The sequence below is a fragment of the Streptomyces sp. SID5464 genome (genome assembly GCF_009862985.1).
GTDB lineage: Bacteria > Actinomycetota > Actinomycetes > Streptomycetales > Streptomycetaceae > Streptomyces > Streptomyces chartreusis_D.
Genome location: NZ_WWIQ01000054.1, coordinates 95,189 through 118,334, shown reverse-complemented (window position 1 = coordinate 118,334; position 23,146 = coordinate 95,189). Strand labels below are relative to the sequence as shown.

The 23,146-nt window shown below is 74.6% G+C and carries 16 protein-coding genes; 9 read left to right on the top strand and 7 right to left on the bottom strand.

Annotation, left to right across the window (positions count from 1 at the left end; translation table 11 throughout):
• Positions 1 to 11 precede the first annotated feature (11 nt).
• Complete coding sequence (locus GTY47_RS26540; protein ID WP_010044859.1) at positions 12 to 800, top strand: N-formylglutamate amidohydrolase; 789 nt, start codon at positions 12 to 14, stop codon at positions 798 to 800.
• A 28-nt stretch (positions 801 to 828) separates the two neighbouring features.
• Here GTY47_RS26540 and GTY47_RS26535 read toward each other — a convergent pair whose 3' ends face one another.
• The 3 genes from GTY47_RS26535 to GTY47_RS26525 form a co-directional block, all read right to left on the bottom strand.
• Positions 829 to 1,305 carry a hypothetical protein gene (locus GTY47_RS26535; protein ID WP_040903808.1) on the bottom strand — a complete coding sequence of 159 codons (477 nt, stop codon included), beginning with the start codon at positions 1,303 to 1,305 and terminating at the stop codon, positions 829 to 831.
• 5 nt (positions 1,306 to 1,310) lie between these two features.
• Positions 1,311 to 1,886: a sigma-70 family RNA polymerase sigma factor gene (locus GTY47_RS26530; protein WP_010044855.1), complete on the bottom strand. Its 576-nt coding sequence runs from the start codon at positions 1,884 to 1,886 to the stop codon at positions 1,311 to 1,313.
• A gap of 62 nt (positions 1,887 to 1,948) precedes the next feature.
• The gene (locus GTY47_RS26525) at positions 1,949 to 3,379 is read right to left on the bottom strand and encodes a S8/S53 family peptidase (RefSeq protein WP_010044854.1); all 1,431 of its coding nucleotides are present in this window, start codon (positions 3,377 to 3,379) and stop codon (positions 1,949 to 1,951) included.
• A gap of 178 nt (positions 3,380 to 3,557) precedes the next feature.
• Between GTY47_RS26525 and GTY47_RS26520 the strand changes: the two genes are divergently transcribed.
• Positions 3,558 to 6,125 (top strand): CHAT domain-containing tetratricopeptide repeat protein, encoded by a 2,568-nt coding sequence (locus tag GTY47_RS26520; protein ID WP_050810305.1) that lies wholly within the window; start codon positions 3,558 to 3,560, stop codon positions 6,123 to 6,125.
• A 43-nt stretch (positions 6,126 to 6,168) separates the two neighbouring features.
• On the opposite strand, the gene GTY47_RS26515 is transcribed toward GTY47_RS26520, so the two are convergent.
• Positions 6,169 to 7,893, bottom strand: a complete 1,725-nt coding sequence (locus GTY47_RS26515; protein ID WP_010044851.1) for a LuxR C-terminal-related transcriptional regulator — start codon at positions 7,891 to 7,893, stop codon at positions 6,169 to 6,171.
• A 95-nt stretch (positions 7,894 to 7,988) separates the two neighbouring features.
• Between GTY47_RS26515 and GTY47_RS26510 the strand changes: the two genes are divergently transcribed.
• The 5 genes from GTY47_RS26510 (at position 7,989) to GTY47_RS26490 (ending at position 15,189) form a co-directional block, all read left to right on the top strand.
• Positions 7,989 to 9,074, top strand: a complete 1,086-nt coding sequence (locus GTY47_RS26510; protein WP_010044848.1) for a M12 family metallopeptidase — start codon at positions 7,989 to 7,991, stop codon at positions 9,072 to 9,074.
• A 511-nt stretch (positions 9,075 to 9,585) separates the two neighbouring features.
• Positions 9,586 to 10,839 (top strand): cation:proton antiporter, encoded by a 1,254-nt coding sequence (locus GTY47_RS26505; protein WP_010044846.1) that lies wholly within the window; start codon positions 9,586 to 9,588, stop codon positions 10,837 to 10,839.
• A gap of 56 nt (positions 10,840 to 10,895) precedes the next feature.
• The gene (locus GTY47_RS26500; RefSeq protein WP_158688449.1) at positions 10,896 to 11,771 is read left to right on the top strand and encodes a hypothetical protein; all 876 of its coding nucleotides are present in this window, start codon (positions 10,896 to 10,898) and stop codon (positions 11,769 to 11,771) included.
• Positions 11,768 to 12,865, top strand: a complete 1,098-nt coding sequence (locus GTY47_RS26495) for an ATP-binding protein (protein ID WP_010044839.1) — start codon at positions 11,768 to 11,770, stop codon at positions 12,863 to 12,865. The genes GTY47_RS26500 and GTY47_RS26495 overlap by 4 nt, the downstream gene beginning before the upstream one ends.
• A 53-nt stretch (positions 12,866 to 12,918) precedes the next feature.
• Positions 12,919 to 15,189, top strand: a complete 2,271-nt coding sequence (locus tag GTY47_RS26490) for a hypothetical protein (protein ID WP_010044837.1) — start codon at positions 12,919 to 12,921, stop codon at positions 15,187 to 15,189.
• On the opposite strand, the gene GTY47_RS26485 is transcribed toward GTY47_RS26490, so the two are convergent.
• The 3 genes from GTY47_RS26485 to fxsA form a co-directional block, all read right to left on the bottom strand.
• Positions 15,167 to 16,162 carry a hypothetical protein gene (locus GTY47_RS26485; RefSeq protein WP_010044834.1) on the bottom strand — a complete coding sequence of 332 codons (996 nt, stop codon included), beginning with the start codon at positions 16,160 to 16,162 and terminating at the stop codon, positions 15,167 to 15,169. The genes GTY47_RS26490 and GTY47_RS26485 overlap by 23 nt on opposite strands.
• Positions 16,163 to 16,239: 77 nt before the next feature.
• Positions 16,240 to 19,899 (bottom strand): FxSxx-COOH system tetratricopeptide repeat protein, encoded by a 3,660-nt coding sequence (gene fxsT / locus GTY47_RS26480; RefSeq protein ID WP_010044823.1) that lies wholly within the window; start codon positions 19,897 to 19,899, stop codon positions 16,240 to 16,242.
• Between the two features lie 124 nt (positions 19,900 to 20,023).
• Entirely contained in the window at positions 20,024 to 20,218 is a 195-nt protein-coding gene (gene fxsA, locus GTY47_RS26475) for an FxSxx-COOH cyclophane-containing RiPP peptide (RefSeq protein ID WP_010044821.1), read from the bottom strand.
• A 258-nt stretch (positions 20,219 to 20,476) separates the two neighbouring features.
• Here fxsA and GTY47_RS26470 point away from each other — a divergent pair, with 258 nt between their 5' ends.
• Together GTY47_RS26470 and GTY47_RS26465 are read left to right on the top strand one after the other, a co-directional pair.
• A complete protein-coding gene (locus GTY47_RS26470; RefSeq protein ID WP_010044820.1) occupies positions 20,477 to 21,709 on the top strand; it encodes an FxsB family cyclophane-forming radical SAM/SPASM peptide maturase in 1,233 nt (410 codons plus the stop codon).
• On the top strand, positions 21,706 to 23,070 hold the full coding sequence (locus tag GTY47_RS26465; RefSeq protein WP_010044818.1) for an HEXXH motif-containing putative peptide modification protein: 1,365 nt from the start codon (positions 21,706 to 21,708) through the stop codon (positions 23,068 to 23,070). Before GTY47_RS26470 ends, GTY47_RS26465 begins: the two co-directional genes overlap by 4 nt.
• Positions 23,071 to 23,146: the final 76 nt, after the last annotated feature.

Sequence of the window (23,146 nt, the reverse complement as noted above, 5' to 3'; positions counted from 1 at the left end):
GGAGCCGCCGAGTGACCGACGATGCCCAGTCCTTCGACGTCCTGCCCGGCGCCGGGCACTCCCCCGTGATCCTGCACGTCCCGCACTCCGCGCGGGAGATACCGCCGTCCGTACGGGCGGACATCGTGCTCGGCGACGAGGAGCTCGCGCGGGAGCTGGACCACATCACCGACGCGCACACGGCTCAGATCGCCGAGGCGGCGGCCCGGACGGCCGGCGTCGTCCCGTGGCGGTTCGTCAACCGGCTGTCGCGGCTGGTCGTCGACCCCGAGCGCTTCCCCGACGAACGCGAGGAGATGCGGGCCGTCGGCATGGGCGCGGTCTACACCCGGACCACGCACGGCGGTGTGCTGCGGTCCGAGGACGTCGAGGCCGGTCCGCTCGTCGCACGGTACTTCCTGCCGTACGCGCGGGCGATGACACAGGCTGTGGCGGACCGGCTGGCGGCCACCGGGCGGGCGGTGATCATCGACGTGCACTCGTACCCCCGGGCCCGGCTGCCGTACGAGCTGCACGGGCAGGGCGCCCGGCCGCCGGTGTGTCTCGGCACCGACCCCTTCCACACCTCTCCCGGGCTGCTGGACGCCGCGCGGCAGGCCTTCGCGGAGACGGAGCTCGACAGCCCGTTCAGCGGGGCGTATGTGCCGCTGGAGTTCTACGGGACCGACCGGCGGGTCGAGGCGCTCATGGTGGAGATCCGCCGGGACACCTACATGACCGAGCCGGGCGGTCCCGCCGGTCCCGGTCTGGAACGGCTGGCCGCCGCGCTGGCCCGCCTGGTCGACGCCGTGTCCGGCTGACCGGCCAGGCGCCGCCCCGTGGTTCGTCCTAGGCCCGCAGCCACTCCGTCACCACCACGTCCCCGCCGGTCCGCAGCCGCAGGGCGAACGGGCCGGGCGGCGGTGCGGCGGCGGTGAAGCGGCCCAGGTCGTCGGCCGTGAGCGAGGTGCCGGGGCGTGGTCCGCACAGGACCTCGATCCGGGCCGGCTGCGGCGGCAGCACCTGGCCCGTCAGCCCGTGGCCGGTCACCTCCACGTCGACGGTCACCCCGCCCGCCCGGAAGGTCAGCATCCGGGGCGCGTCACCTGCTCCCCGGACCGGGAGGGCGTCGACCAGCGAGTCGAAGGTGAGTTCCGCGACGCGGGCGTCCAGGTCGTGCAGCGCGTAGGCGTCGACGGCGATCTGCTGGAGTTCCGGCGGCACGGGGTCCAGGACGGCGGCGGCCCGCCGGAGCTCCTCCTCCAGCGGCCCGGCGTCGAAGTCGCCCTCGTCCCAGGCATCTTCGTCGAACACGTCGTCGTTCATGTCGCTCACATCGCCCCCCGCGCTTCGAGCCGGGCCCGCAGGCGCCGCAGACAGCGCTGGCGCAGCGGCCCGATGCTGCCCACCGCGATCCCGAGCGCGGCGGACACGTCCTGGTAGCTGGGCGGCGGCGTGGCCATGAGCACCCGCAGCAACTGCCGGCACCGCTCGCCCAGTTCCTCGAACTCCTGCCACAACCGCCGTACGCGTTCGCTCTGGGCGGCGGCCTCCTCGGAGTCGAGCAGCGACTGTTCCGGCGTGCCGTCCTCGCTGACCCGGTCCAGGAGCTGCGGATCGTCCGTCAGGGTCAGCCGTTGGGAGCTCCGGATGACCTTCAGGCACTCGTGGCGCGCGGTGCTCGCCAGCCATGCGCCCGCCTTGCCGGGTTCCCTGATCCGGCCGAGGTGCTGGGCGAAGCGGAACCAGGCGGTCTGGTACACCTCGTGGGCGTCCGCGTCGGACAGCCGGTGGGCCCGCACCACGGACCACACCAAGGGGCTCAGCCCTTCCACGAGCGCCTTCCAGGCCGCCGCGTCGCCGTCGGCGGCGGCCTGGACGAGCGCGCCGGCATCAGTACGGTCCACGGCAGCCCCACCCCTCGAGTACGGCACGTCATCGTACGCCGTGGAGGGGGCGGCTTCGGCCCTCACAGCCCGGGGCCGAGGCGCACGACCGGGACAGGGCGCCAGGTGGGCGGGCGCAGCGCGGGCACCTGTGCCCCGCGCATGTCCGCGAACCCGGTGCCGGCGGCGAGCAGTTGCCGCCGGGCCGCGCGCGGGTCGGTCTCCTGGTGCGCCGTCATGTGGGCGGCGACCAGGCCGGCGGTCACGGGGGTGGCGAAGGACGTGCCGCTCCACTGCGCGTACCCCTCGAACATCACCTGGTCGGGCTTGGCGGCGGCGCTCTCGTCGCTCAGCACGCCGGTGTGGCGGGGGTGCCGGCAGGTACAGCCGTAGGTGAAGCCGTAGCGGCAGGCGTCGTACGTGGAGTGCTGGTAGACGTACGGGACGGGCGTCTCGAAGCCGGTGAGGGCACTGGTGAGGCGCTCGCCGGGGGCGTAGACCTTCACCCACGGGCCGTGGTTGGTGAAGCAGGCGCCGGACTCGCCGTCGCTGCGCAGCGCACCGACGGACAGCACGGAGTCCTCCCAGCCGGGCAGGTCGGCGTAGGCGGCGGGCCAGAAAGGGGTGGCGCTGCCGTTGTTGCCGGCGGCGGCGACCAGCAGGGTGCGCTGCTCGCGCAGTTCCCGCATGAAGTTCTCCACGCCGAGCAGGCCGTCGGTGCGGCCGTTGGAGGTGCCGGCGGAGAGGCTGAGGACGTCGGGCCAGCCACCGGCGTCGACGGCCTCGAAGAGCTTCTCGCCGAACTCCGACTCCAGGATGGCGCCCGCGTCGTTGAGGCTGCCGCGCACGGTGATGTCGGTGCTGGGCGCGACGGCGGCGACGAGCCCGGCGATGAACGTGCCGTGCCCGACGTACTGCTGGAGGATCCCCTGCTCGTCGCACTCCTGGACCTGGGCGTCGCCGTCGGTGTGGGCGAGGAGTGCGCAGGAGCGGTAGTCGTGCGTGAGGCCGGTGTCGACGACGAGGACGCCGACGGCGCTGTCCGGGTCGTACGCCGTGTCCGCGGCGGCCGGGTTGGGCGGCTCGCTCACCGGGACGGGAACGGGTTCGTCGCCGGGGCAGGCGTTGACCGCGATGTGCACCACGTGGTTGCGGGCGACCATCCGGTGCCCGGCCCGGGCCTCGCGCTCGCGCACGGCCCGCAGCGCCTGCGCGACGGCCCGGTCCGTCCCCCGGCTTCCCTCGCCGGGGTCGCCGACCCGGATCCGGGTCACGCCGCTGCGGTTGCTCTGCGGACCGGCCCGGCGGACCTGGTCCTGGTCGAGGTCGGGTGCCGCCGTGAAGTGCGCCCGTACGGTGTCCTCGACGATCCGGGCCTCCTCGCCGTCGCGGACGAGGACGACGCCCTTCTCGTACATGAACTCGGCCGAGTCGTCCGGTCCCATCGCCAGGGGGACGTCCGGCATCGAGCGCTGGATCTGATCGAACTGCTCGTGGAATCGCTGAGGTGCCATGCGGGTCCTCCCACTGGGCGACGGCGTCGGTCGGTGCGGCGAACGGTCGTCGGTACTCGTCGACAAGAGCCACCGGGCGGTCTTTTGATACAGCGCCAAACCTGTGTGGCGCGGTTCGGGGGCCACTACCATCCGAGGAGTGACAGCGGGAAGCGATTCGGTGCAGGAACTGCTGCCGATGGTGTTCGCCGACCCGGGCGAGGCTCTCACGAGGGCCCGGGCGCTGCTCGACGCCGGTCCCTCCCCGCTGCACGCGTCCGTCGCCCACCAGGTGATCGGCATCTGGCAGCGGGACTTCGGTGATCTGCGGCTCGCGCTGAACCACCTGCGGCGGGCCCGGGAGTACGCGGCGCGGGCGGACTCGGCCGACCGTGAGGCGGACGTGCTGGCCACCCTGGGCGTGGCGCTGGTGCACGCGGGCCGTACCCGGGAGGGCCTGGCGGCGTTCGAGCGGGGGGTCGCGCGGGGCGGCGGGCACACGCGGGCGCGGGTGCTGTACCGGCGGGCGTACGTGTGGTGGGTGCTCGGTCACCATCGCGAGGCGCTGGAGGACGTGCGCCGGGCGATTCCCGTGCTGCGGCAGGCCGAGGACGTGATCTGGACGGCGCGGGCGCTGACCCTGCGGGCGACCGTCCACCTGGCGCTGGGGGCGGTGGAGCGGGCCGAGGCGGACTTCACCGCGGCCGAGGCGCTGTGGGACACCACGGGCCAGGAGCACGACAAGGCCGACGCGGTGGAGAGCCGGGGGCTCGCCGCGTTCCGGTCCGGTGACGTGCCGGCGGCGCTGCGGCTGCTCGACGAGGCGGAGGAGCGGTACGCCCGGCTCGGTACACCGACGTTCATGCTGAACATCCGGCGCTGCGAGGTGCTGATGGCGGCCGGGCTGGCTCCCGAGGCGCTGGCCGAGGCGGACGCGGCGATCGGGAGGCTGGACGGGATCGGCGGGCAGTCCACCCGCAAGGCGGAGCTGCTGCTGGCCGCCGCGCGGGCCGCACGGCTGGCCGGGGACCCGCACACGGCGATCGCCCGGGCGGCCCTCGCGGTGCGGCTGTTCGCCGGGCAGCGGCGCACCTGGTGGGAGACGCACGCCCGGCTGGTGCTGATCGAGGCGCGGCACGCGGCCGGGCGCGGCTCGGGGCGGCTGGTCGCCGACGCCGCCGCGGTGGCCGAGAAGCTGGCCGCCTTCGGCGCGCCGGCCGCGCCGGAGGCGTCGCTGCTGGCGGGCCGGATCGCGCTGGGCCTGGGCTGGACGGCGGACGCCGAACGGCATCTGGCCGTCGCCGCCCGCAGCAGACGAGCCGGCCCGCCGCTGGCGCGGATGACGGGCTGGGCGGCACAGGCACTGCGGGCCCGGGCCGCCGGGTCGACCCGGGGTGTGCTGGAGGCGTGCCGGCGCGGCCTGGACGTGCTCGACGACCACCGGATGACGCTGGGTGCCTCGGAACTGCGGGCCCGCGCCACCGAACAGGGCGCGGAACTGGCGGCGTTGGCGCAGCGGGCCAGCCTGGTCTCCGGCGGGCCACGGCGGCTGCTGGTGTGGAGCGAGCGCTGGCGGGCCACGGTGCTGTCCACCCCGCCGACCCGGCCGCCCGCCGACCCGGAGCTGCTCAGCGGCATGACCGCCTTCCGCGAGATCGCCTCGCGGGCGGACGCCGCCCGGATGGAGGGCCGGCCGGTTCCGGCGCTGGAGCGTGAACAGCGGCGGCTGGAGCGGCAGATCCGCTCCCGGACCCTGCACATGCGTGGCGAGGCCCCCGAGGGCGGCGACCGCTTCGACGTCGGCCGTCTGCTGGAGCGGCTGGGGGACGAGGTACGGCTGGTGGAACTCGCCGTGCTCGACGGGCGCGTGCAGGTGCTGCTGTGCGGGCAGGGGCGGGTGCGCAGGTTCGAGGCGGGGCTGCTGGCCGACGCGGAGACCGAGGCCGAGCACGTACAGGCGGGACTGCGGCGGCTGGCGCACCCCGGGGCCGAGGCGCGGCTTGCGGTGGTGGAGGCCGCTGGGCGGCGGCTGGAGGAGCTGCTGCTCGGACCGGCCGCGGCGCATCTGGGCGGCGGCCCGGTGGTGATCGTGCCGCCGGGGCGGCTGCACCGGGTGCCGTGGGCGCTGCTGCCGTCGCTGCGCGAACGGGTGCTCAGCGTGTCGCCGTCGGCGGGCAGTTGGCTGCGTGCCCGGGAGACGGCGCCGCCCCCGGACGGCCGCCATGTGCTGGTGCGCGGCCCGGGTCTGGCGACGGGCGGCGCCGAGGTGCCCGAACTGGCCGACCGGTACGCCTGCGCGACGGTCCTGGAGTGCGACGAGGCGCGGGTGCCGCGCGTGCTGGAGGAGCTGGACGGGGCCGCGCTGGCGCACATCGCCGCGCACGGCACGTTCCGCGCGGACAGCCCGCTGTTCTCCGCCCTGCGGATGGCCGACGGCCCGATCGTCGTGCACGACTTCGAGCGCCTCGACCGCAGCCCCTACCGGATCATCCTGTCCTGCTGCGACACCGCCCTCCTCGCCTCCGTCGGCGCCGACGAACTGCTCGGTCTGGTCACCGCGCTGCTGCCGCTCGGCACGGCCGGGGTGGTGGCGTGCAGCGCGCCCGTCAACGACGCCGCGGTGGTGCCGCTGATGCTCGCCCTGCACAAGGGCCTCGGGGTCGGCCTGTCGCTGGCGGAGGCGCTGCGCGACGCCCGGGCCGCCCTGCCGGGCGACGCGCTGCACCAGGCCACGGGCTGGGCGTTCTCCGCGTTCGGGGCGGCCTGACCCGTCCCCTGTTCGGGTCAGGCCGCCGGTCCATGAGCGGCCCCTAGGCCGGCTGGGCCTCCGGGACTTCCGACAGCCAGGGCAGGGCGCCGCGGTCGCTCGCGCCGAGCCGGGCGTAGGCGCTGTACAGGTGGTTGCCGACGGTCCGGATGGACAGGGTGAGGCGTTCGGCGATCTGCCGGTTGCTCAGGCCCGCGGCCGCGAGCGTGACGATCTGCCGTTGCCGGGCGGTGAGTTCGCCGAGGACCAGCCCGGACAGGGCGGGTGTGCGGGCGCCCTGGCAGCGCCGGGCCAGGGCGACGGCCCGGGTGCGGGAGTGCCGGGCGGCGCTCGGATCGCGGTGGGCGCGCACGGCCTGGGCGTGCGCCTCCGCGGCGAACAGCGTGAAACCGCGCCGCTCCAGTTCCTCGGCCACCTCGTCCAGGGCCGGCCCGTCGGCACGGGTGAGCGCGTCGGCGTGCCGGGCGAACACGCCGGTCAGCCGGTCGATGACCTTTTCGGGGGCGCCGAGACGGACGGCGTCGTAGGGCTCGGCGAGGGCGTCGAGGTCCAGGTCCCCGCGGGGGTCCACCGGTGCGCAGGCGCAGGCGAGTTCCGCCCGGCACGCCACGTCCTCGGGGTCGTCCCGGAGGCCCTCCCGCGCCCAGGCCGCCGCGTCCCTCAGCTCCCCGCGCAGCCTGGCGAACCGGGCACGTACGGCGGCGTACCGGCCGGGCAGCGGGCCGCCCTCGGCGACCAGCCACTCCCCCACCGGTGTGGGCATCGCCCGTACGTCGTCCTGGTCGATCCGGCGGGCCAGTGCGGCCGACTCGGCGTCGAGGGCGGCGGCGTACGCGTCCGGCGTCCGCGACAGCCGGCGCGCCCGCAGCCGGCCCGCCGCGGCTCTGAGCACCGGGCCGTGGAGGGGGTGTGCCAGGCGGACCCCGCCCAGGTCGTCGACCTCGATCAGGCCCTCGGTTTCCAGGACTTCGAGGGCCCCGAGGTCCAGATCGTCCAGCGCCGGCGACAGAGGCTCGGCGAAGGCGAGGCGGTCGAGGGCCTCCCGTTCGAGCGGGCAGGTGCGGCCGAGGACGTGGGCGGTGCGCTCGCGGACGGCCGTGGTCAGTGGCACCGGGCCCCGCCACGCCCGTTCGCCGGTGTCCGGGACGAGGGTGAGCCGCCCCCGCACCGCCCCGAGCAGGTCCCGCAGCAGCCGCAGGTCGCCCCGGCTCAGGCGCCGCAAACGGTTGACGGTGAGCGGTTCGATAGGGCCGGCCCCGGCGGTGAGCAGCTGCGCGGTCTCCTCCCCGGGCAGCCGTTCCAGAGCCAGACGCGGCAGGAGCTCACCGGTCCACAGCCGGGAGATCGCGCCCGGCACCGGGGTGCCGTCGGTCGCGACGACCAGCAGGCGGGTGCGGCCGTGCACGGCGAGCTGGTGGACCAGGGCGGCGGAGGCGTCGTCGAGGAGGTGCGCGTCGTCCACCAGCAGCGTGCGCAGGCCGGACAGGAGCTGGACGGCGCGGTGCAGGGTGACCGACTCGGGCAGCAGATGGGCGAACGCGGCGAAGGGCATCGCCCGGCCCTCGGGCGTACCCGCCGCCCGGGCGCAGTCGGAGCCGCGGATCGCCTCGGTGACGAGGCGGGTCTTGCCACAGCCCGCCGGGCCCGTCACCACGATGCCGCGGCGCCCGCCGGCCAGGGACCGGCGGACCAGCTCCAGTTCGTCCTCCCGCCCGGCGAACGGCCAGGGCAGCTCCAGCGTCGTCGCGTCCCTCTCGTAAGTCGTCACACAGACATGAGCGCGGCTACTCACTTCTGATACAGGGCGACTTGAGTAGCCCCCGACTCAGGCGCCCGGGACCGGCCGCGGGGCAGGCTGTGGCCATGACCGCACGCTACTGCTCGCTGGCACAGGCGCCGGCGCCCGCCTTCGCACCGGGGCTGGCGGCCGAGCGGCTGAGCGCGCTCGCGAGCGGGCGGCGGATGTGGGTCAACGGCACGGTTCTGCACTACTGCTTCTTCGACCGTGACACCGACGCGTCCGTCATCCCCGTGCCGGGGAGGGGGATGACGCGACGGGTGCCGTGGGCCGGTGCCGAGGAGCAGCGGGACGTGGTGCGCGAGTGCTTCACGCAGTGGCAGGACCTCGGCATCGGGATCGCCTTCGCCGAGGTCGACGACCGCTCGGAGGCAGAACTGCGCATCGGGTTCCAGCTCGGCGCCGGCTCCTGGTCGGCGGTGGGCCGGGACGCGCTGCAGGCCGGCCGGCACGAGCGCACCATGAACTTCGGCTGGGACCTGACCGCGCCCGGGGAGCGCGGGACGGCCCTGCACGAGATCGGGCACGCGCTCGGCATGCTGCACGAGCACCAGAGCCCGTTCGCCGGCATCCACTGGGACGACGAGGCCGTGTACGCCGAACTGGCGGGCCCGCCCAACCACTGGAGCCGGGAGCGGACGCACTACAACATCCTGCGCAAGCTCGACCCGGACGAGGTCAACGGCTCCGTCTGGGACCCGCAGTCGATCATGGAGTATCCGTTCTCGTCGGGGCTGGTCCTGGAGCCGGAGCAGTACCGCGCGGGTCTGAACCCGCCCGGCACCCTGTCCGCCGCCGACAAGGAGTTCGTGCTCCGCTGGTATCCGCCGGCGGATCGGCCGGGTCCGTCCGCGCTGGTGCCGTTCCGCTCGGCACCGCTCGGTCTCGGGCCCGGCGAGCAGGCCGACTTCGTCGTCGACCCGCCGGAGACCCGCACGTACACCCTGGGCACCTTCGGCGACAGCGACACCGTCGTCGTGGTCTTCGAGGAGCGGGACGGGGAACCCCGCTACCTCGCCGGGCAGGACGACGGGGGAACTCCGCACAACGCCACGATCAGCGCCCGGCTCGTCAAGGGCCGCCGTTATTTCGTCCGCGTACGCCTGTACTCCGCCTGGGGTTCCGGCGAGACGGCGGTGATGTGCTGGTGACGGCACTGACCCGCGCGGACACCTGAGCCACAGTCCGGCGCCGGGGGAGCGGTCGAGGACGTCGCCTCATCGGGGGGTGGGTGACGTCCTCGACCACGCCATGTGCCGTCGGCCATGGCGCGCGTGCGTCCGATGACGCATGCGGGTCGAACTGCCGTGTGCGGCCCGCCCGCGCGTGCGCCGCCATCCACTCGTTCACGCCGAAGTCCGGCCGGGGCGGGGGGCGCACGGCCGACGGACGGAACGGCGTCGAGAGCCCGCCCAGGGCGGCGGGGCGGACACGGGGCGCACCGGCCGCGCTGCCGTGGTTCCGCCCCAGGGGTGAAGAGCGTTCAACGGCAGCCGTCGCCGGGCATCGTGCAAGGGAACGGCTGGCAATGGCGTTACGCCGTCCGGATGATGACGCCTACGCTTGATTGCTCTCGCGGTTGCACGTCCGTACCAGAAAGCGCACGAGGTGCCGGCGGCCCGACTACGCTCGCGGCGTAACACCGGGGGATGGGGGGAGCCAGTGGAGACGTCCCGACGCAACCGTGCCCGGCGGCCGAGACTGCCGGAGGCGGTTCCGGCCGTCCTGCTCGGCGCGCTCGGCGCTCTGGTCCTCGGGACGGTGATCGGCCTGGTGACGGATCCGTCGCGCATGGTCGGCACCACCGGCTACGTCTTCGCCACCGGACTGCTGCTCGCCGTGGGCCTGTACGGCAGCACGTTCGGCATCGACCTCGCCGACCTGCGCCGTGATCTGCGCGGTGTGGTGGCGGCCGTGACCCTGGGGGTGGTCCTCAAGGCGGGCATCATCTCGGGTGTCATGGTCCTGGCCTTCGACCGCCCGGAGTACCTGGTGCTCGGCATCGTCGTCGCGCAGATCGACCCGCTGTCGGTGGCCGCGCTCAGCAGGGACGGGCACATGTCGCAGCGCGCCCGGTCCCTGCTCACCGCTTGGGCGTCGTTCGACGATCCGATGACGGTCCTGCTGACGCTGTACGTCGCCGGATACGCCTACACGGCCGCCGGGCACGCGGGCACGCCCTCGGTGGTGGGCGGCGGCACCCTCGGCTACGCCCTCGGACTGGCGCTCAACGCGCTGCTGCTGGCCGGTGCCCTGCTGTTGTGGTGGGCGGGCGGCAGGCTGTGGCCCGCCCGGCGGGAGCTCGACGCCGGCGGGGCCCGGCGGCCGGCGACGCCGCTCGCCGCACTGCTGGTCGTGGTCATGCTCGTGCTCGCCGCCGCGAACATGCTGATGCTCGCCGTGGCCGTCGCCGGGCTGTTCCTGCGTACGAAGGTGTTCACCCGGCCGCTCGCGCGGGCGGTCTCCAGTGCCTTCCTGCTCGCCACCGCCCTGCTGGGGCTGTTCGTCGCCCAGGGAGTGTCGCCGGCCCCGGGGGTGCTGCTCGGTGCCACGGCGTTCGTCGCGCAGGCGGTGGTGGCCGTGCTGCTGATGCCCCTCTTCGTCCGCGGTCTGTCGGGAAGGGACCGGTTCCTGCTGGGGATCGGCCAGCAGAACGGCCTCACGGCCGTGCTGCTCGCCCTCACCCTCGAACGCGACTTCCCGAAGACGGTCGGCATCGTCGCCCCGGCCGTGGTGACGGTCAACCTGCTGCACTACGGGGCACAGATCGGGTTCGGCTGCTGGTCGCGCCACAGGTCCCGGAGGAACCGGCAACCCGGGGGCGTGCTGGAGCGTCTCCCCGGACGTCCGGCGGGCGAGGGCGACGGGCCGCCGGCACCTCCGGCCACGGCCGACGGACTGCGGTCCTCCGCGTAACCGGATGGTGTGCGGCGGCCGGACGCGGCCGCGGCCAGGGGGCACGGGGAGGCCGGATGGGCGAACGGAGAGGGAGCGGAGGCGGGCGGCGTGCTGTGCTCGGCGTCCCGGCCCTCGCCCTGCTGCTGCTTCCCGTCACCGCCGGGCCGGCCGTCGCGGACACCGGCAGGAGCGATGTCCGGCTGGTGTACTGCCTGGCCGGCGAGCACCGGGGCGAGCTCAGGGACGCGGCGCTGCGGATCGGTGTGGTGCGGCGGCCCCCGGGGACCGGCGGCGGTGTCGAGGCCGTCGAGGTTCCCGGGCGGAAGGGCGGCGTGCTGTCGCTGGACGAGTGGGCCGAGCGGCACCGGGGCGACTTCGAGCGGGTCTGCGACGCGCTGCTGGCCGCCGCGGGCGATCCGCCGGGGGCGTCGGCGGACCAGGGCGGCTCAGGTCAGAGCGGCTTCCTCGACGGGGCGTACCTGCTCGTGGCGGGAGCCGCGCTCACCCTCGTCGGGCAGATGACGGAACGGATCTCGGCGGAGCGGCGCACGCGCAGCCGGCAACTGGCGGCGGCGGTGCGGGAATTCCGGAGGATCGCATGGCTGTATCTCGCGGCGTACGAGCAGGATCCCGATGCGGACCACGCCGAGGCGCTCCGGGCCAGGGAGGCGCTCTCCGGCCTGCTGGCCCTGGTGCCCGGCCCGGCTCCGCGCAGCGAAGCGGCCCGCCGGCTGGCCGACCGTCTGCCTCTGGCGGAGGCACTGCCGGGCAGCCGGGACGGGCGACTCCTGGGACCGCACGAGAGAAAGAGCGAGGCGAGTGCCGTGCGCACCACCTTGGACCGGCAGACACGGGACGTGGGGGAACTGCTGCGCCCCGCGCCCCTGTGGTGGCTGCGGAGGATACGCGGCAACGGCCGTCCCACAAGCCCCGGAGGACACCACGGATGACCAGCTCCGACTGGGCGAACCCCTACGGAGTGCGCAAACCGTACGGATCGAACGGCATGAACCACGGTCACGGCGGTGAGGACGGCGCGAACGGTGCCGCCGTGCTGAGCGCCGACCATCCCCTGGTGCCGTGGAAGGAGCCGGACCACGTGCACCAGTGGGTGGACGTGGACCACTCCCGGGAGGCACTGGACCGCTTCGGCAGGAGCTGGCCCGAGCTCGGTGAACTCCTCGACTCGAACGTGGGGTACGGCCGTGTCGTGATCGTCAGCGGCCCGCCGGGCATGGGCAAGACGACACTCATCCACCGGTGCCTCTACGAGGTGAAGCAGCGTGTCGCGGCGGCCGGGGCCGCGGTGGGGAACCCGCTCCCCGTGTTCGTGCCGACGGCGGGGCTGGAGAACGACGGCCGCCGGATCAGTGTCGACCCGGACGGCGAGTCGTTCGCGCCGACCCGGCTGATCAACGCCCGCATACGCCGCGAAGTCGCGAAGAGGCTCCGGCTCCACGACTTCCCCGAGTCCCGCGTCAAGGCGATCATCGACGAAGAGGACCCGTACCTGGCCTACGGCGAGATGAGCGATCTGCTGGTCCAGCGCAACGCGCTGCTCTTCGCCGTGATCCCGCACATACGGTGGAACGACGCACACCTCAGGGCGGCGTTTCTGCGCACCTGTCTGAGCCATGCGCACCCGAGGATCGTACTGTTCGTCGAAGTGAGCCAGGGCGCGGCGGAGACGGCGAAGGAAGTGGCCGCCGGGCTCAGCGGATCGACGGCGGTCACCCATCTCGCGCTGGGCGAGCTGAACTGCGAGGACATCTGGCGGTTCAGCCGCAGCGCCCGGCCGGGCCACGGCGCACCGCACGTCCTGGTCGAGCCGGACAGGAGCTCTCTGATGGCAGCGCACCGCGAATGGAACCCCCGCGACGTCCGCGAACTGCGGAAGGTCTTCCACTCGGCGGCGGACGCGCTCCGCAGCGCCCCGTACCCCTGGCCGATCGACGCCGACGCGCTCAGACCCCACTGGGAGCCGCGGCGGACGGGCCGCGACGCCCTGCTCCGTGCTCCGATCCGGCCCCGCCCCGGCGGCTGACGCCCGCCACGCCACCCCGACCGCGCCTGACAGGACCCGCAAGGAGTGCCATCGTGGCCGCAAGCAGCGCAGACACCTGGTACAGCAACCCTTTCCCCCTGGTGCCGGTCGTGCGGCTCGGCCCCTCGGCCGATCTCGGTGACGCCCCGGTCGAGGCCGCGGACTCGGGCAACGCCCACGTCCCCACCCGGATCCTGGACGAACTCCAGGACCTGGTGCGCGACTACCTCCGGGACCGGCCCCGGGGCGGCCGGCGCGGCCGGGCCATCGCCGTGGTGGGCGAGTTCGGTCTCGGCAAGAGCCACGCGGCACGGGAGGTGTGCAACGGGCTGGCCCGTCCGGACGGCCCGGCCATGTGGATCGTGGACGAACCGGCGCAGGACTTCGGCCGTATGTACCGCGACCGGCTGCGCGGTCCCGCGGACACCCCGGAGGGCCGCGCCGCGTTCGAGGAACTCGTCCGGGACTACTACGCCTATGTGACGGCGGTCCGGGTCGGCGAGCAGAGCTCCGGACCGCGGCCCGGCCGGGCGGACGACGTCCCGCTCGACGACATCGCCCTCGACGACATCGCCACCGGGCTGCGTGACCGCGTGCTCGACCCGGACAAGGTCGTCTCGGCCCTGCGCTACGACCCCGAGGTGCTGCACGCCGATCTGCGGGTCACGCTCGGCGAGGTGACGGAGCACCGGAGGTTCGCCACCGCGCTCGCCCTGCTCCAGGACCCGCGGTTCACCTCGATGGTGTGGGCGTGGCTGACCGGGGACGAGCCCGCCCAGCAGCTGAAGGAACGCGGCATCAAGGACGCCGTCACGGGCATCGATCCGGTCTTCGACGCGCTGGCCGTCCAGGGCTTCCTGCACGGCAGGGTCGGCAAACCGTACGTCCTGCTGATCGACTCGCTGGAGAAGGTGCTGGACTGGCCTGAGGAGTCCCGGCGTACGTTCGTCGACGCCTTCGAGCGCCTGGTCAACGTCTATGTGAGCCGGGGCGGTCTGCTGGTGTTCTGCACCTCGCCGCGCGGGCTCAACGCGTTCCGCCCGAGCCTGCACGAGCGTGTGGTGCAGCTGTGGCCGACCCGCTTCACCGCGGAGCTCACCGCCGAACTCGTCGCCGAGTACGTCGGTTCGGGGGCTCGTCCCGTCTCCGCCCAGGGCACGGACGCGATCGAGCGGTGGCCCGCGCCGTTCGGCGCCGAGTCGGTGGCGATCCTTCAGGAACTCACCGGCGGAGTGCCCCGAGAGATCCTCAAGACCTGCCACCACGCCTGGCAGTTGAGCGAGGACCGCGGCGGCGCGGTCCGGGAGGTGACCGCCGCGACCGTGCTGAGGGCCGTACGCGGGCTGCACGACAACGTGTCCGAGGACCAGGTGCTCTCCACGATCCACGACGCGCTGGCCCTCGGGCAGTGGCGCATCGCGTCGCGCGACCCCGTGCCGACGCGGGCGTCGTCCGACGACGGGTCGCTGGTGGTGGCGTACTGGCTGGAGCCCGTCCCGAACGCCTACATCGCGATCGTGGTCACCGGTTCGGTGCTCGTCGCGGACGACCAGGAACGCATCACGGCGCGCGTGCGGGCGCTGCGCAGCGCGCTGCATCCGGCCCAGGCCGAGGTGCTGCTCGTGGTCAACGGCCATGTGTCGCGGACCATGCGGGACCGGCTGGCGCGCTCGCTCGGCTCGCAGCCCCTGCTGTACCGTCCGGGCGACTTCCCGAGGGCCGTGAACGAGGCCCTGGACCGGTTGCGGGCCCGTCTCACGGAGCTGCGCCAGGAGGCCGATCTCGCGGATCTGACCAGTGAGTTGCGCGGTGCGCTCGGGGAGCACAGCGCCCAACTGGGCCAGCTGCGCCAGACGGTGAGCGATCTGGCCCGACGCGATCTGGTCGCGGTTGCGCCCGGTCCGGCGCGTTCGGCGCTGCCGGAGCCCGTCGAGGGGCGGTTCGAGGAGGTGTTCGCGCTGCTCGACGCGGCCGTGGAGCGGCTGGCCGGCCGCCCGGCCGAGGCGGGCGAGGCACCGCCGCCGCGGCCGGGGCGGGCCGATCTGACGGCGCTGGGGTGCGCCACCCTGGTCCGGCAGCTGACGGAGCGGTTCCGTACGGGCGCGGACGCCTGGTTCCGCTCGGCCGCGCCCGGCGCGCCGACCGAGGAGCAGTGGGCACGGCTGCGCCGGGTCTGCCGGGAGTACGAGACGGCGGTGGAGGTGCTGCCCGTCCAGTCCCTCGGCAGCCCCGGTCCGGCGCACCGGCCCACGGCGGCGCGCGCCGTGGAGGCGCTCGCCGACGAGGTGTGGGGCGCGCTGGTCAGTTCCCTTCGGTCGTCGTGAGCTCGCGCAGGGCGTCCGCCAGCTCGTGCAGGCGGCTCTCCGCGTGGCCGACCTGCCGCTGGTCCAGCGTCACCCCGAGGACGTAGTCCCGCGGCGACAGCCAGGTCACGAACACGGCGCCCTCCTGGACGTCCAGGACCAGGCGATCGGCGGGCGGCTGCACGACCAGCCGCAGGGCGTCGGTGAGCCGGGCGAGATGGCCGCGCAGGTTCTGGGCGAGGTCGCGGTACCCGGTACGGCGTGAGCGCACGCTGACGTCGAGGAAGCGGGGGCCGAGCTCGGGGTTCTCGAAGACGTCGCCCGCGCAGACGAGTTTCCAGTCCCGGTAGAAGGCGGCGTACTGGAGGTCGAGGCTGTTGACGTGGCCGCCCCACAGGGCCCGCAGCCGCATCTCGGACAGTCCGTCGTGTCCGGCCGTCGCCGTCCCGAAGTCGATGCGCAGCCGCTCCTTGTGTTCCGGCAGCGGTTCAGGAGGGCCCGCCAGGCCGCCGGGCAGTTCGTCGGGAAGGTGGTGCACCCGGGTGCGAATGGCGGAGACGAGGCCGTTCATGGCCTCGTCCGCGGCGGGCATCCCGCCGGGCGTGTCGGTGAGGGCGGACAGGTACTCCCCCGCCTTGACGCGACCGCCCCACAGGCCGCCGCGCGCGTTGGCGAGCACGACGCGCATCAGCTCACCCGTGCCCAGCGGCCGCATCAGGGCGTTCAGGTCCTGGGTGCACAGCAGGAGCCGACTGCCGGGCAGGGACTCGTTCGCGATGTCCTCGCCGCGCTCGGTGACCAGACTGCTCAGCGGGGGACAGTCGCCCCTGCGGACGACGAAGTCGATGATTCCGTTGCTGTAGTGGGACACCGACCTGAGGGCGGGGACGCCGGCGAAGGCCCCTTGGCACAGCTCGGTTATTCGGCCGTGGGCCTCCGGGGACCAGTGGGACTCGGTGAAGAGCTCGGTCTCCGGGTGCGGGGCTGCTGCCACGTACGCTCACCTTTCCGTCGGGGAACCGTCGTCCGGGCGACGGCGCCGGGCCTGGATCCTTCGCCCGGGTGTCGGGCTCAGATGCCGGGCAGTTCCAGATCGATGTCGAAGTCCCTGGCCGGTGGGGCGGATCCGGTGCTCCGGGAGGTGAGCCAGGTGTGGTGCGCACCCACCCGCCGCCCGTCGGGCCGATGCCCCATGTCCAGGTCCCGCAAACGGCGCAGGGCGCGCTCGGCGAGTACGACCGCCTCCTCGGTCCGCCCGGCCGCCGCGAGGGTCGCAGCGAGGGAGTTCTCCGCGGCGGACACCCAGGCATGACTGTCGCCGAGCCGGTCCTCCAGGAGATTGAGCGCGGCCCTGCCGGTGGCCTCGGCCTCCTCGACGGCGCCCGTGGCCCGCAGGTACACCCCGTGCCGGACCCCGGCCAGTCCGGCGTAGGGGTGCCAGCCGCCGAGTGTGTTTTCCAGCGCGCGGCTGCACTGGCGGGCCTCGTGTTCGGCCTCGTCGTGCTTGCCCAGCGCGTGCAGGTCGGCCGCCAGGCTGAAGCGGCAGCGCACGGTCTCGAGCTGGTCGGCGCCGAACCGGCTGGTGGACTCGGCGAGCAGCCGCCGGTCGCGCTCCAGGGCCTTCTCGTAGCCGTAGACGGTCTCGTGCGAGCGTGCGGAGTTGTAGGTGATGCGTCGTTCGCTGACGGCCAGGCCGCGTTCGATGCTCAGCCGGGTGCCCGTCGCGACGCCGCCGTGCCGGTGCAGCCACTGCCGCAGCAGGTCCTGGGACTCCGCGTCGCGGCCCAGCGTCCGGTAGACCCAGGCGAGCAGGTCGGCGGACCGCCAGACGGCCGGGTCGTCCTCGCCGCCGACGGCCTGGCGGTAGCGGAACCGGGCGAGGAGCCGGGCCAGCGCGTCGGGGGCCCGGCCGCTCAGTGCCTCCGTGAACGCGAGGTTGTGCTCGGCCTGCACGGTCGCGCTGTGCTGCGGGCCGAGCAGCAGCGTCAGGCCCTCCAGCACGGGGCGGGCCTGGAACAGCGCGTCGGAGAACCTGCCGAGGGAGCGCAGGACGGCGCCGTAGGAGTCGGCGGACAGCAGCGTTCTCGGGTGCAGCGGGCCCAGCAGTCTGCGGTGGCCGCGCAGGGCCTGTTCGGCCAGCTGGCGGGCCTGTTCGTAGGCGCCGTCGAGGCGGTGGGCCCGGGCGGTGAGGTTGAGCAGGCGCAGGTACTCCGGTGACGGGTCGTCGCCCTCCGGGCACCAGGCCGCCCGGGCTCGGTCGGAGATGTCGAGCAGTCGGGCCAGGTCGGCGGTCTCGCCGCGCTGGCTCAGGGCGTTGAGGTGGCGCAGCAGCGAGCGCCGGACCCGGGGCCGGTGGTCCTCCCACAGCCGCAGCGAGTACACCTCGCGCGCCCAGTCGGCGGACAGGCCGCGGTCCTCGTCCGGGGTGAACTCGGCGAGGGTGCCGCGCAGCACCTGCTCGATGTGGGCGCGCTCGGCCGGTTCCATGCCGGCGCGGACGGCGTCCCGTACGGCGTGGTGCTGTCCGAGGGGCTGGTCGGGCCGGTCGAAGTCGACGTCCAGCAGCCCGACCCGGGACAGGGCCCACAGGGCGACGCTCACCATGTGCTCGTCGGGCAGCCGCGGGTCGGCCGGGGGCCGGGCCGCGCCGGGGTTCCGGGCCGTCGTACCGTCGCCGGCCAGCTCGGCGAGGATGCGTCTCGAACGCAGCAGTTCCAGCCCCATGCCGCGCCCGGTGAGCAGGGACGCCGCGTTCAGCAGCCAGCCGAGGGCGTCGCTGGTGCGGCTCTCGGCACGCCAGGCGGCGGCGCCCGGCGTGTGCAGCACCGTCTGCCGGGCCACCCGCACCATGACCGCGACGGGCGGGGCGGTGCCCTCGCGTTCGAGCAGGGCCTGCTGGGCGGTGCGGTACTCGGCGAGGAGATAGCCGACGGCCGCCCGGGCGGCGGCCCGGTCGCCCATGCTGTCGTCGCGCCGGTGCGCCGCGGCGCGCTCGGCGAGACAGAGGGCGGCGATGCGCACGGCGAGCGGGACGAAGCCCACGACCTGTCCGACGCGCTCGGCCTGGTCCTCGTCGATCTCCGGGAGCTGCTCCCCCAGCACGGCCCGGCATTCGGCGGGCGACATCGGTGGCAGGGCGAACGCCGCCATGCCGGCCGTGGCCGGGGCGGTGCGACTGGTGATCAGGACGTGCCCGCGGGCGTGCGGGGTGGGCAGCAACTCCCGCAGGCCGTCCGGGCTTTCGGCGCCGTCGTAGACGAGCAGCCAGCTCCGGGTGTCGGTGCGGGAGAGGTGGTCGAACAGTTCCGGGGAGGCGCCGTCGCCCGTCGTGACCAGGTCCAGCCGGCCGGCGAGCCGCTTCAGGCCGCGGCGGGCGCGCGGGATCTCCCAGGAGCGCACCCACCAGACCACGTCGTAGGCGGAGCCGAATCGGTGGCACAGCTCCCGCACGGTCTCGCTCTTGCCCCAGCCGCTCGCGGCGTGCACGACCAGCGGGGTGCGGTCCCGGCCGGCCGCGTGCAGTTCCTCCAGGAGAGCGCCGAGGACGTCGTCCCTGCCGACGAACCCGCTGTAGCGGGGGGCCACGTTGGTCACGGCGGGCAGCCGCGGGAACCGGGGGCCGGGCGTGCCGTCCGCCGGGGGCGGGGTGCCGAGGCCGAGTCCGGACCACAGCCGCCGCACGGCCTCGTCCTCGTCGGTCCCGCGCAGGTCGATGCGCTCGTGGTGTGCGGCCCCCGGGTCCGGGAAGGGCTCGTCGGCCAGCACGATCCGGACGTCGGGGTGGGACAGCGCGGCGAGCTGGGCCAGCGCGGTGTGGTCCATGTCCGCCGGGGAGAGGAACAGCAGGGCCGTGCCGGGAGCGGGCCGGTCGCCGGAGTAGGCGTCCTGGGCGCGCAGTTCGGTGCGGATGCCGCCGCGCCGGAACTGGTCCTCCAGCCAGGCGGCCCAGGGGGCGTGGCGCTGGGAGTGGACGATGGTGACCCGGCTGAGCGGCACCGGCCGCCGGTTGCGCAGCCAGTCGGCGAGCCGCTCGTAGTAGGGGCGCAGGCCGGTCACGGAGCCTTCCGGCTCGCTCTCCACGGCGAGCTGCCGGGTGTCCAGGTAGAGCGGGTGGTACGGGATCTCCAGGAAGGCGAGCTCTGACGTGTGGGAGGTCCGGGTGAGGGGGCCGAACTTGCGGCGCACCCGTTCGCGGGCGCCGCGCAGCCGGTCGTGCGACTCGACGTTGCTCTTCAGGCCGAGGGCCATGAGGCGCACGGGCCGGCCGGAGCGGGCGCCGCTCATCTGCTCGGCCAGGGCGGCGGCGCCGTCGATGGACCAGGCCGTCATCGCGAAGCAGAGCACCAGCGAGTCGGCCGACGAGCCGAGCCTGCCCTCCGGCGGCGCGCCGGGCGCGTCGGGCAGCGGCGCCTCGACGAGCACATGGTCGTAGCGCAGCGCGGCGGTGTCTGAGGCGAGGGCGAGGAGGGAGGCCGCGTCCGGTCGTGCCACGAGGGCGATCCGCCCGGGCTCGGGCTCCGGCACGGGCGTCGGGGTTCCCGCCGGCACACCCCCGGCGGCATCGGGCGCCGGTGTGCCCGGGGCGCGGCCGTCCACGATCAGGACGCTGCGGTTGCCCGCGGCCAGCAGGTCAGCGACGTTGCGCACGGTCGTGCTGACGCCGAGGTTCTCCGCGGTGGAGCAGAAGAGGGCGAACCGTCCCGGGCGGTCGGCTGCGTGGGTGTCGGGCATGGCCACTCCGCTTCGACGGCAGGTGCTGGACGGTGGGGCACGACAGTCAGGGACGGTCAGTATAGGGCGGGTTGCCCCTGATCAGGCGGTTTCGCGCGAGGGTGGCGTCGGTGCCCGGAGCCGGTCACTGGCTCTCGCTGAACCCGGTGACGAAGGGGTCGCCCGGTGTGCGCCCCGTCCGCAGCCGGCGCAGGGTCTCCCCGAGCACCGAGGACGGCAGTGCGGCGACGTCGTCCAGCGGCACGTCGGTGAGGTCCAGCACGACGGACTCCAGGGTCGCCTCGCCCTGCTCGGCACCCGCTTCCTCGAGCTCTGCCATGGCCCATCCTCCGCGGTGCCCGACGGACCGCCGTTCGCGGCGGCCCCGCACGCCTGCGCGTCCGTGTCCGGGGACGTGGTGTCCAGTGTTGACGTCCCCACGGGGCGGCCCGGGAAAACGGCTACTTTCGGGCGGTGGCGGCCCGGACGACGGAATCTCGATGTTGACGGTCTGTCACCGGCGCCGAATACTGGGCCAAATGGCGTGGGCCGGCCGGGCGGGCACCGGGCCGGTCGGCATGCGAACCGGGGGGTACGTATGAATCGACTGCGCCATGCGGAGCCACCGTGGCCGGTCGCGGCCGACGTCGCGGCGCGGGAAGCGGCCGGATGGACGCCCGTTCCGTTCCACTCCTTCGTGCTGAAGGTGCACAGCCGCTGCGACCTCGCCTGCCAGTACTGCTACATGTACCGCTCGCACGACAGCAGTTGGCGCGAACAGCCGCGCACCATGGCCCCGGAGACGCTCGACCGCACGGCCGAGCGCATCGCCGAACACCTGGCGGCGCACGGGGTGCGCGAGGCCGGGGTGGTGCTGCACGGGGGCGAGCCGCTGCTCGCCGGGGAGGCCGCCGTCGGCCGGGCCGCCTCGGTACTGCGCGCCGCGGCCGGTCCGGGCGTACGACTGCACCTCACGCTCCAGACCAACGGCGTACGGCTGACCGAACGCTGGCTCGACCTGTGTGCCGCGCACGGCATCCGGGTCTCGGTCAGCCTGGACGGCGACCGCGCCGCACACGACCGGCACCGCCGTGGTGCCGACGGACGCGGCAGCCACGCCCGGGTCGCCGCCGCCCTGCACCGGCTGGCCGACGGGCCCCATCGCGAGCTGTTCGCGGGCCTGTTGTGCACCATCGACCTCCGCAACGATCCGGTGCGCTGCTACGAGCACCTGCTGACGTACCGTCCGCCCGCGGTGGACTTCCTGCTGCCGCAGGGCAACTGGCACACTCCCCCGCCCGGACTGCGGCCCGGACTGCCCGGCACGCCGTACGCGGACTGGCTGTGGCGGGTGTTCGAGCGGTGGTACGGGGCCCCACGGCGTCTCACGCGGGTGCGGCTGCTCGAGGACATGATGACGCTGCTGCTCGGCGGCACCCCGGAGACGGAGGCGCTGGGCCTGGCGCCCGTGCGGTACGCCGTGGTGGAGACGGACGGCGCTCTCGCCCAGGACGACACGCTGCGCACGGCCTATCCCGGCGCCGCGCGGACCGGCCTGCATGCCGAGCGTGACTCCTTCGACGCGCTGCTGCGCCATCCGGGCGTCGCGGCCCGCCAGTGGGGCGCCGACGGTCTGTCCGCGCAGTGCCGCGACTGCCGGCTGCGGCGGGTGTGCGGAGGCGGCCACTACGCCAACCGCTACCGCCCTGCCACCGGTTTCGCCAACCCCAGTGTCTACTGTGCCGACCTGGCCGCGCTGATCGTGCGGGTCAGGGAGCGGCTCGCCGGGGACCTGGACCGGCTGCGCGGTGCCCCGGCGGAAGCGGCATGAGGCCCGGGCCGATCCGGGTGCCCGGCAGGGTCTTCACCGCGCTCGCCACGGGCGGCGGCGGGGCCGAGGCCCTGGGCCTGCTCGGCCGCGCCGAGTACAGCCGCCGCCTGGCCTGCGCGCACGCGGTCACGGAGGCCGCCCGTGAGATCGGCGGCGGCGTGGCCGAGGCGGCCGGGCAGGCCTGGGAGCTCCTCGCGGCCGCCCATCGGGCCGATCCCCGGGCGGTGTCGGCGGTCCTCGCGCAACCGTCGGCGGGGACAGCGCTGGTCGGCCTGCTGGCCCGGCTGGACCGCGTCGTCGAGGGTGAGGCCGGGGCGGTGGGTGAGCCGCCGGTCCACTCGTTCAGCTCCCTCGCCGCGGCGGCCGCGGTCCGCGCGGGCGTACCCGCACGGGTGCGGTGGCCCCTGACGTCGGACCAGGTCTTCCTGCCCTCGCTCGGCGGCGCCCGCTTCCGCGGTGCCGGGCCCGGCGACCTGGCGGAGGTGGAGATCGATGCCGCCGGTGAGGCCAGGGTCCGAGTCGCAGGGCGGGGCTCCGTTCCAGGCCCGGTGGCCGTGCCGAAGGCGCCGTACGAGTCATCGGGACGGTGGCGGGCGGCGCACCGGCTCGTCGTGCTGGACACCGGCGCGCCCCTGCTCCTGGACGACGTGGACCCGCTGCGCTTCCCCGGCGTGCCCGAGCGGCCGCTGGGTCTGACGGCGGACGATCTGCACTGGTGGGAGGTGACGGCCCGGGAGGCCTGCCGGCTGCTGCTGGCTCACCATCCGGAGACCTGCGCCGAACTCGCCGCCGGTCCACGCACCTTGGTGCCCCTCGGCCGCACGGGCAGCTTCAGCGGCAGCAGCGCGGAGGCGTTCGGCTCCATGGCACTGTCCCGGCCGCGCACCGGTCGGGCTCTCGCCCTGTCCCTCGCCCATGAGTTGCAGCACAGCAAGTTCGCCGCCGTCCTGCACCTCTTCGACCTGTTCGAGCCCGGCGGCGAGGAGCGGTACTACGCGCCCTGGCGCCCGGACCCCCGGCCCCTGCTCGGCCTGTTCCACGGGGCGTACGCGCACCTCGGGGTGGCGCAGTTCTGGAACCGGCACCGGGCCGTGGAGCAGGATCCCGAGGAACTCGCCCGGGCGCACGCCCAGTTCGCCCGCTGGCGCGCGGGCGCCCGGGAGGCCACGGAGGTCCTGCTGTCCTCGGGCCGCCTCACGGCACTGGGGCGGCACTTCGCCGAGACGATGCTGCGCACGCTCGACGCCCTGTGCCGGCTCCCGGTGCCCGCCGAGGCCGGCCGCCGGGGCCTGGCCCTGGCCGCCGAGCACCGGGTGGAGTGGGTGCGCAGGAACGGGGTGCCGGAGGCGCTGCTGATCTGACGGACGCGGGAACGACCAAGAGGCCGCACCGGAAAGCTCCGGTACGGCCTCTGATCTGCTGCCTCACACGTCGGGA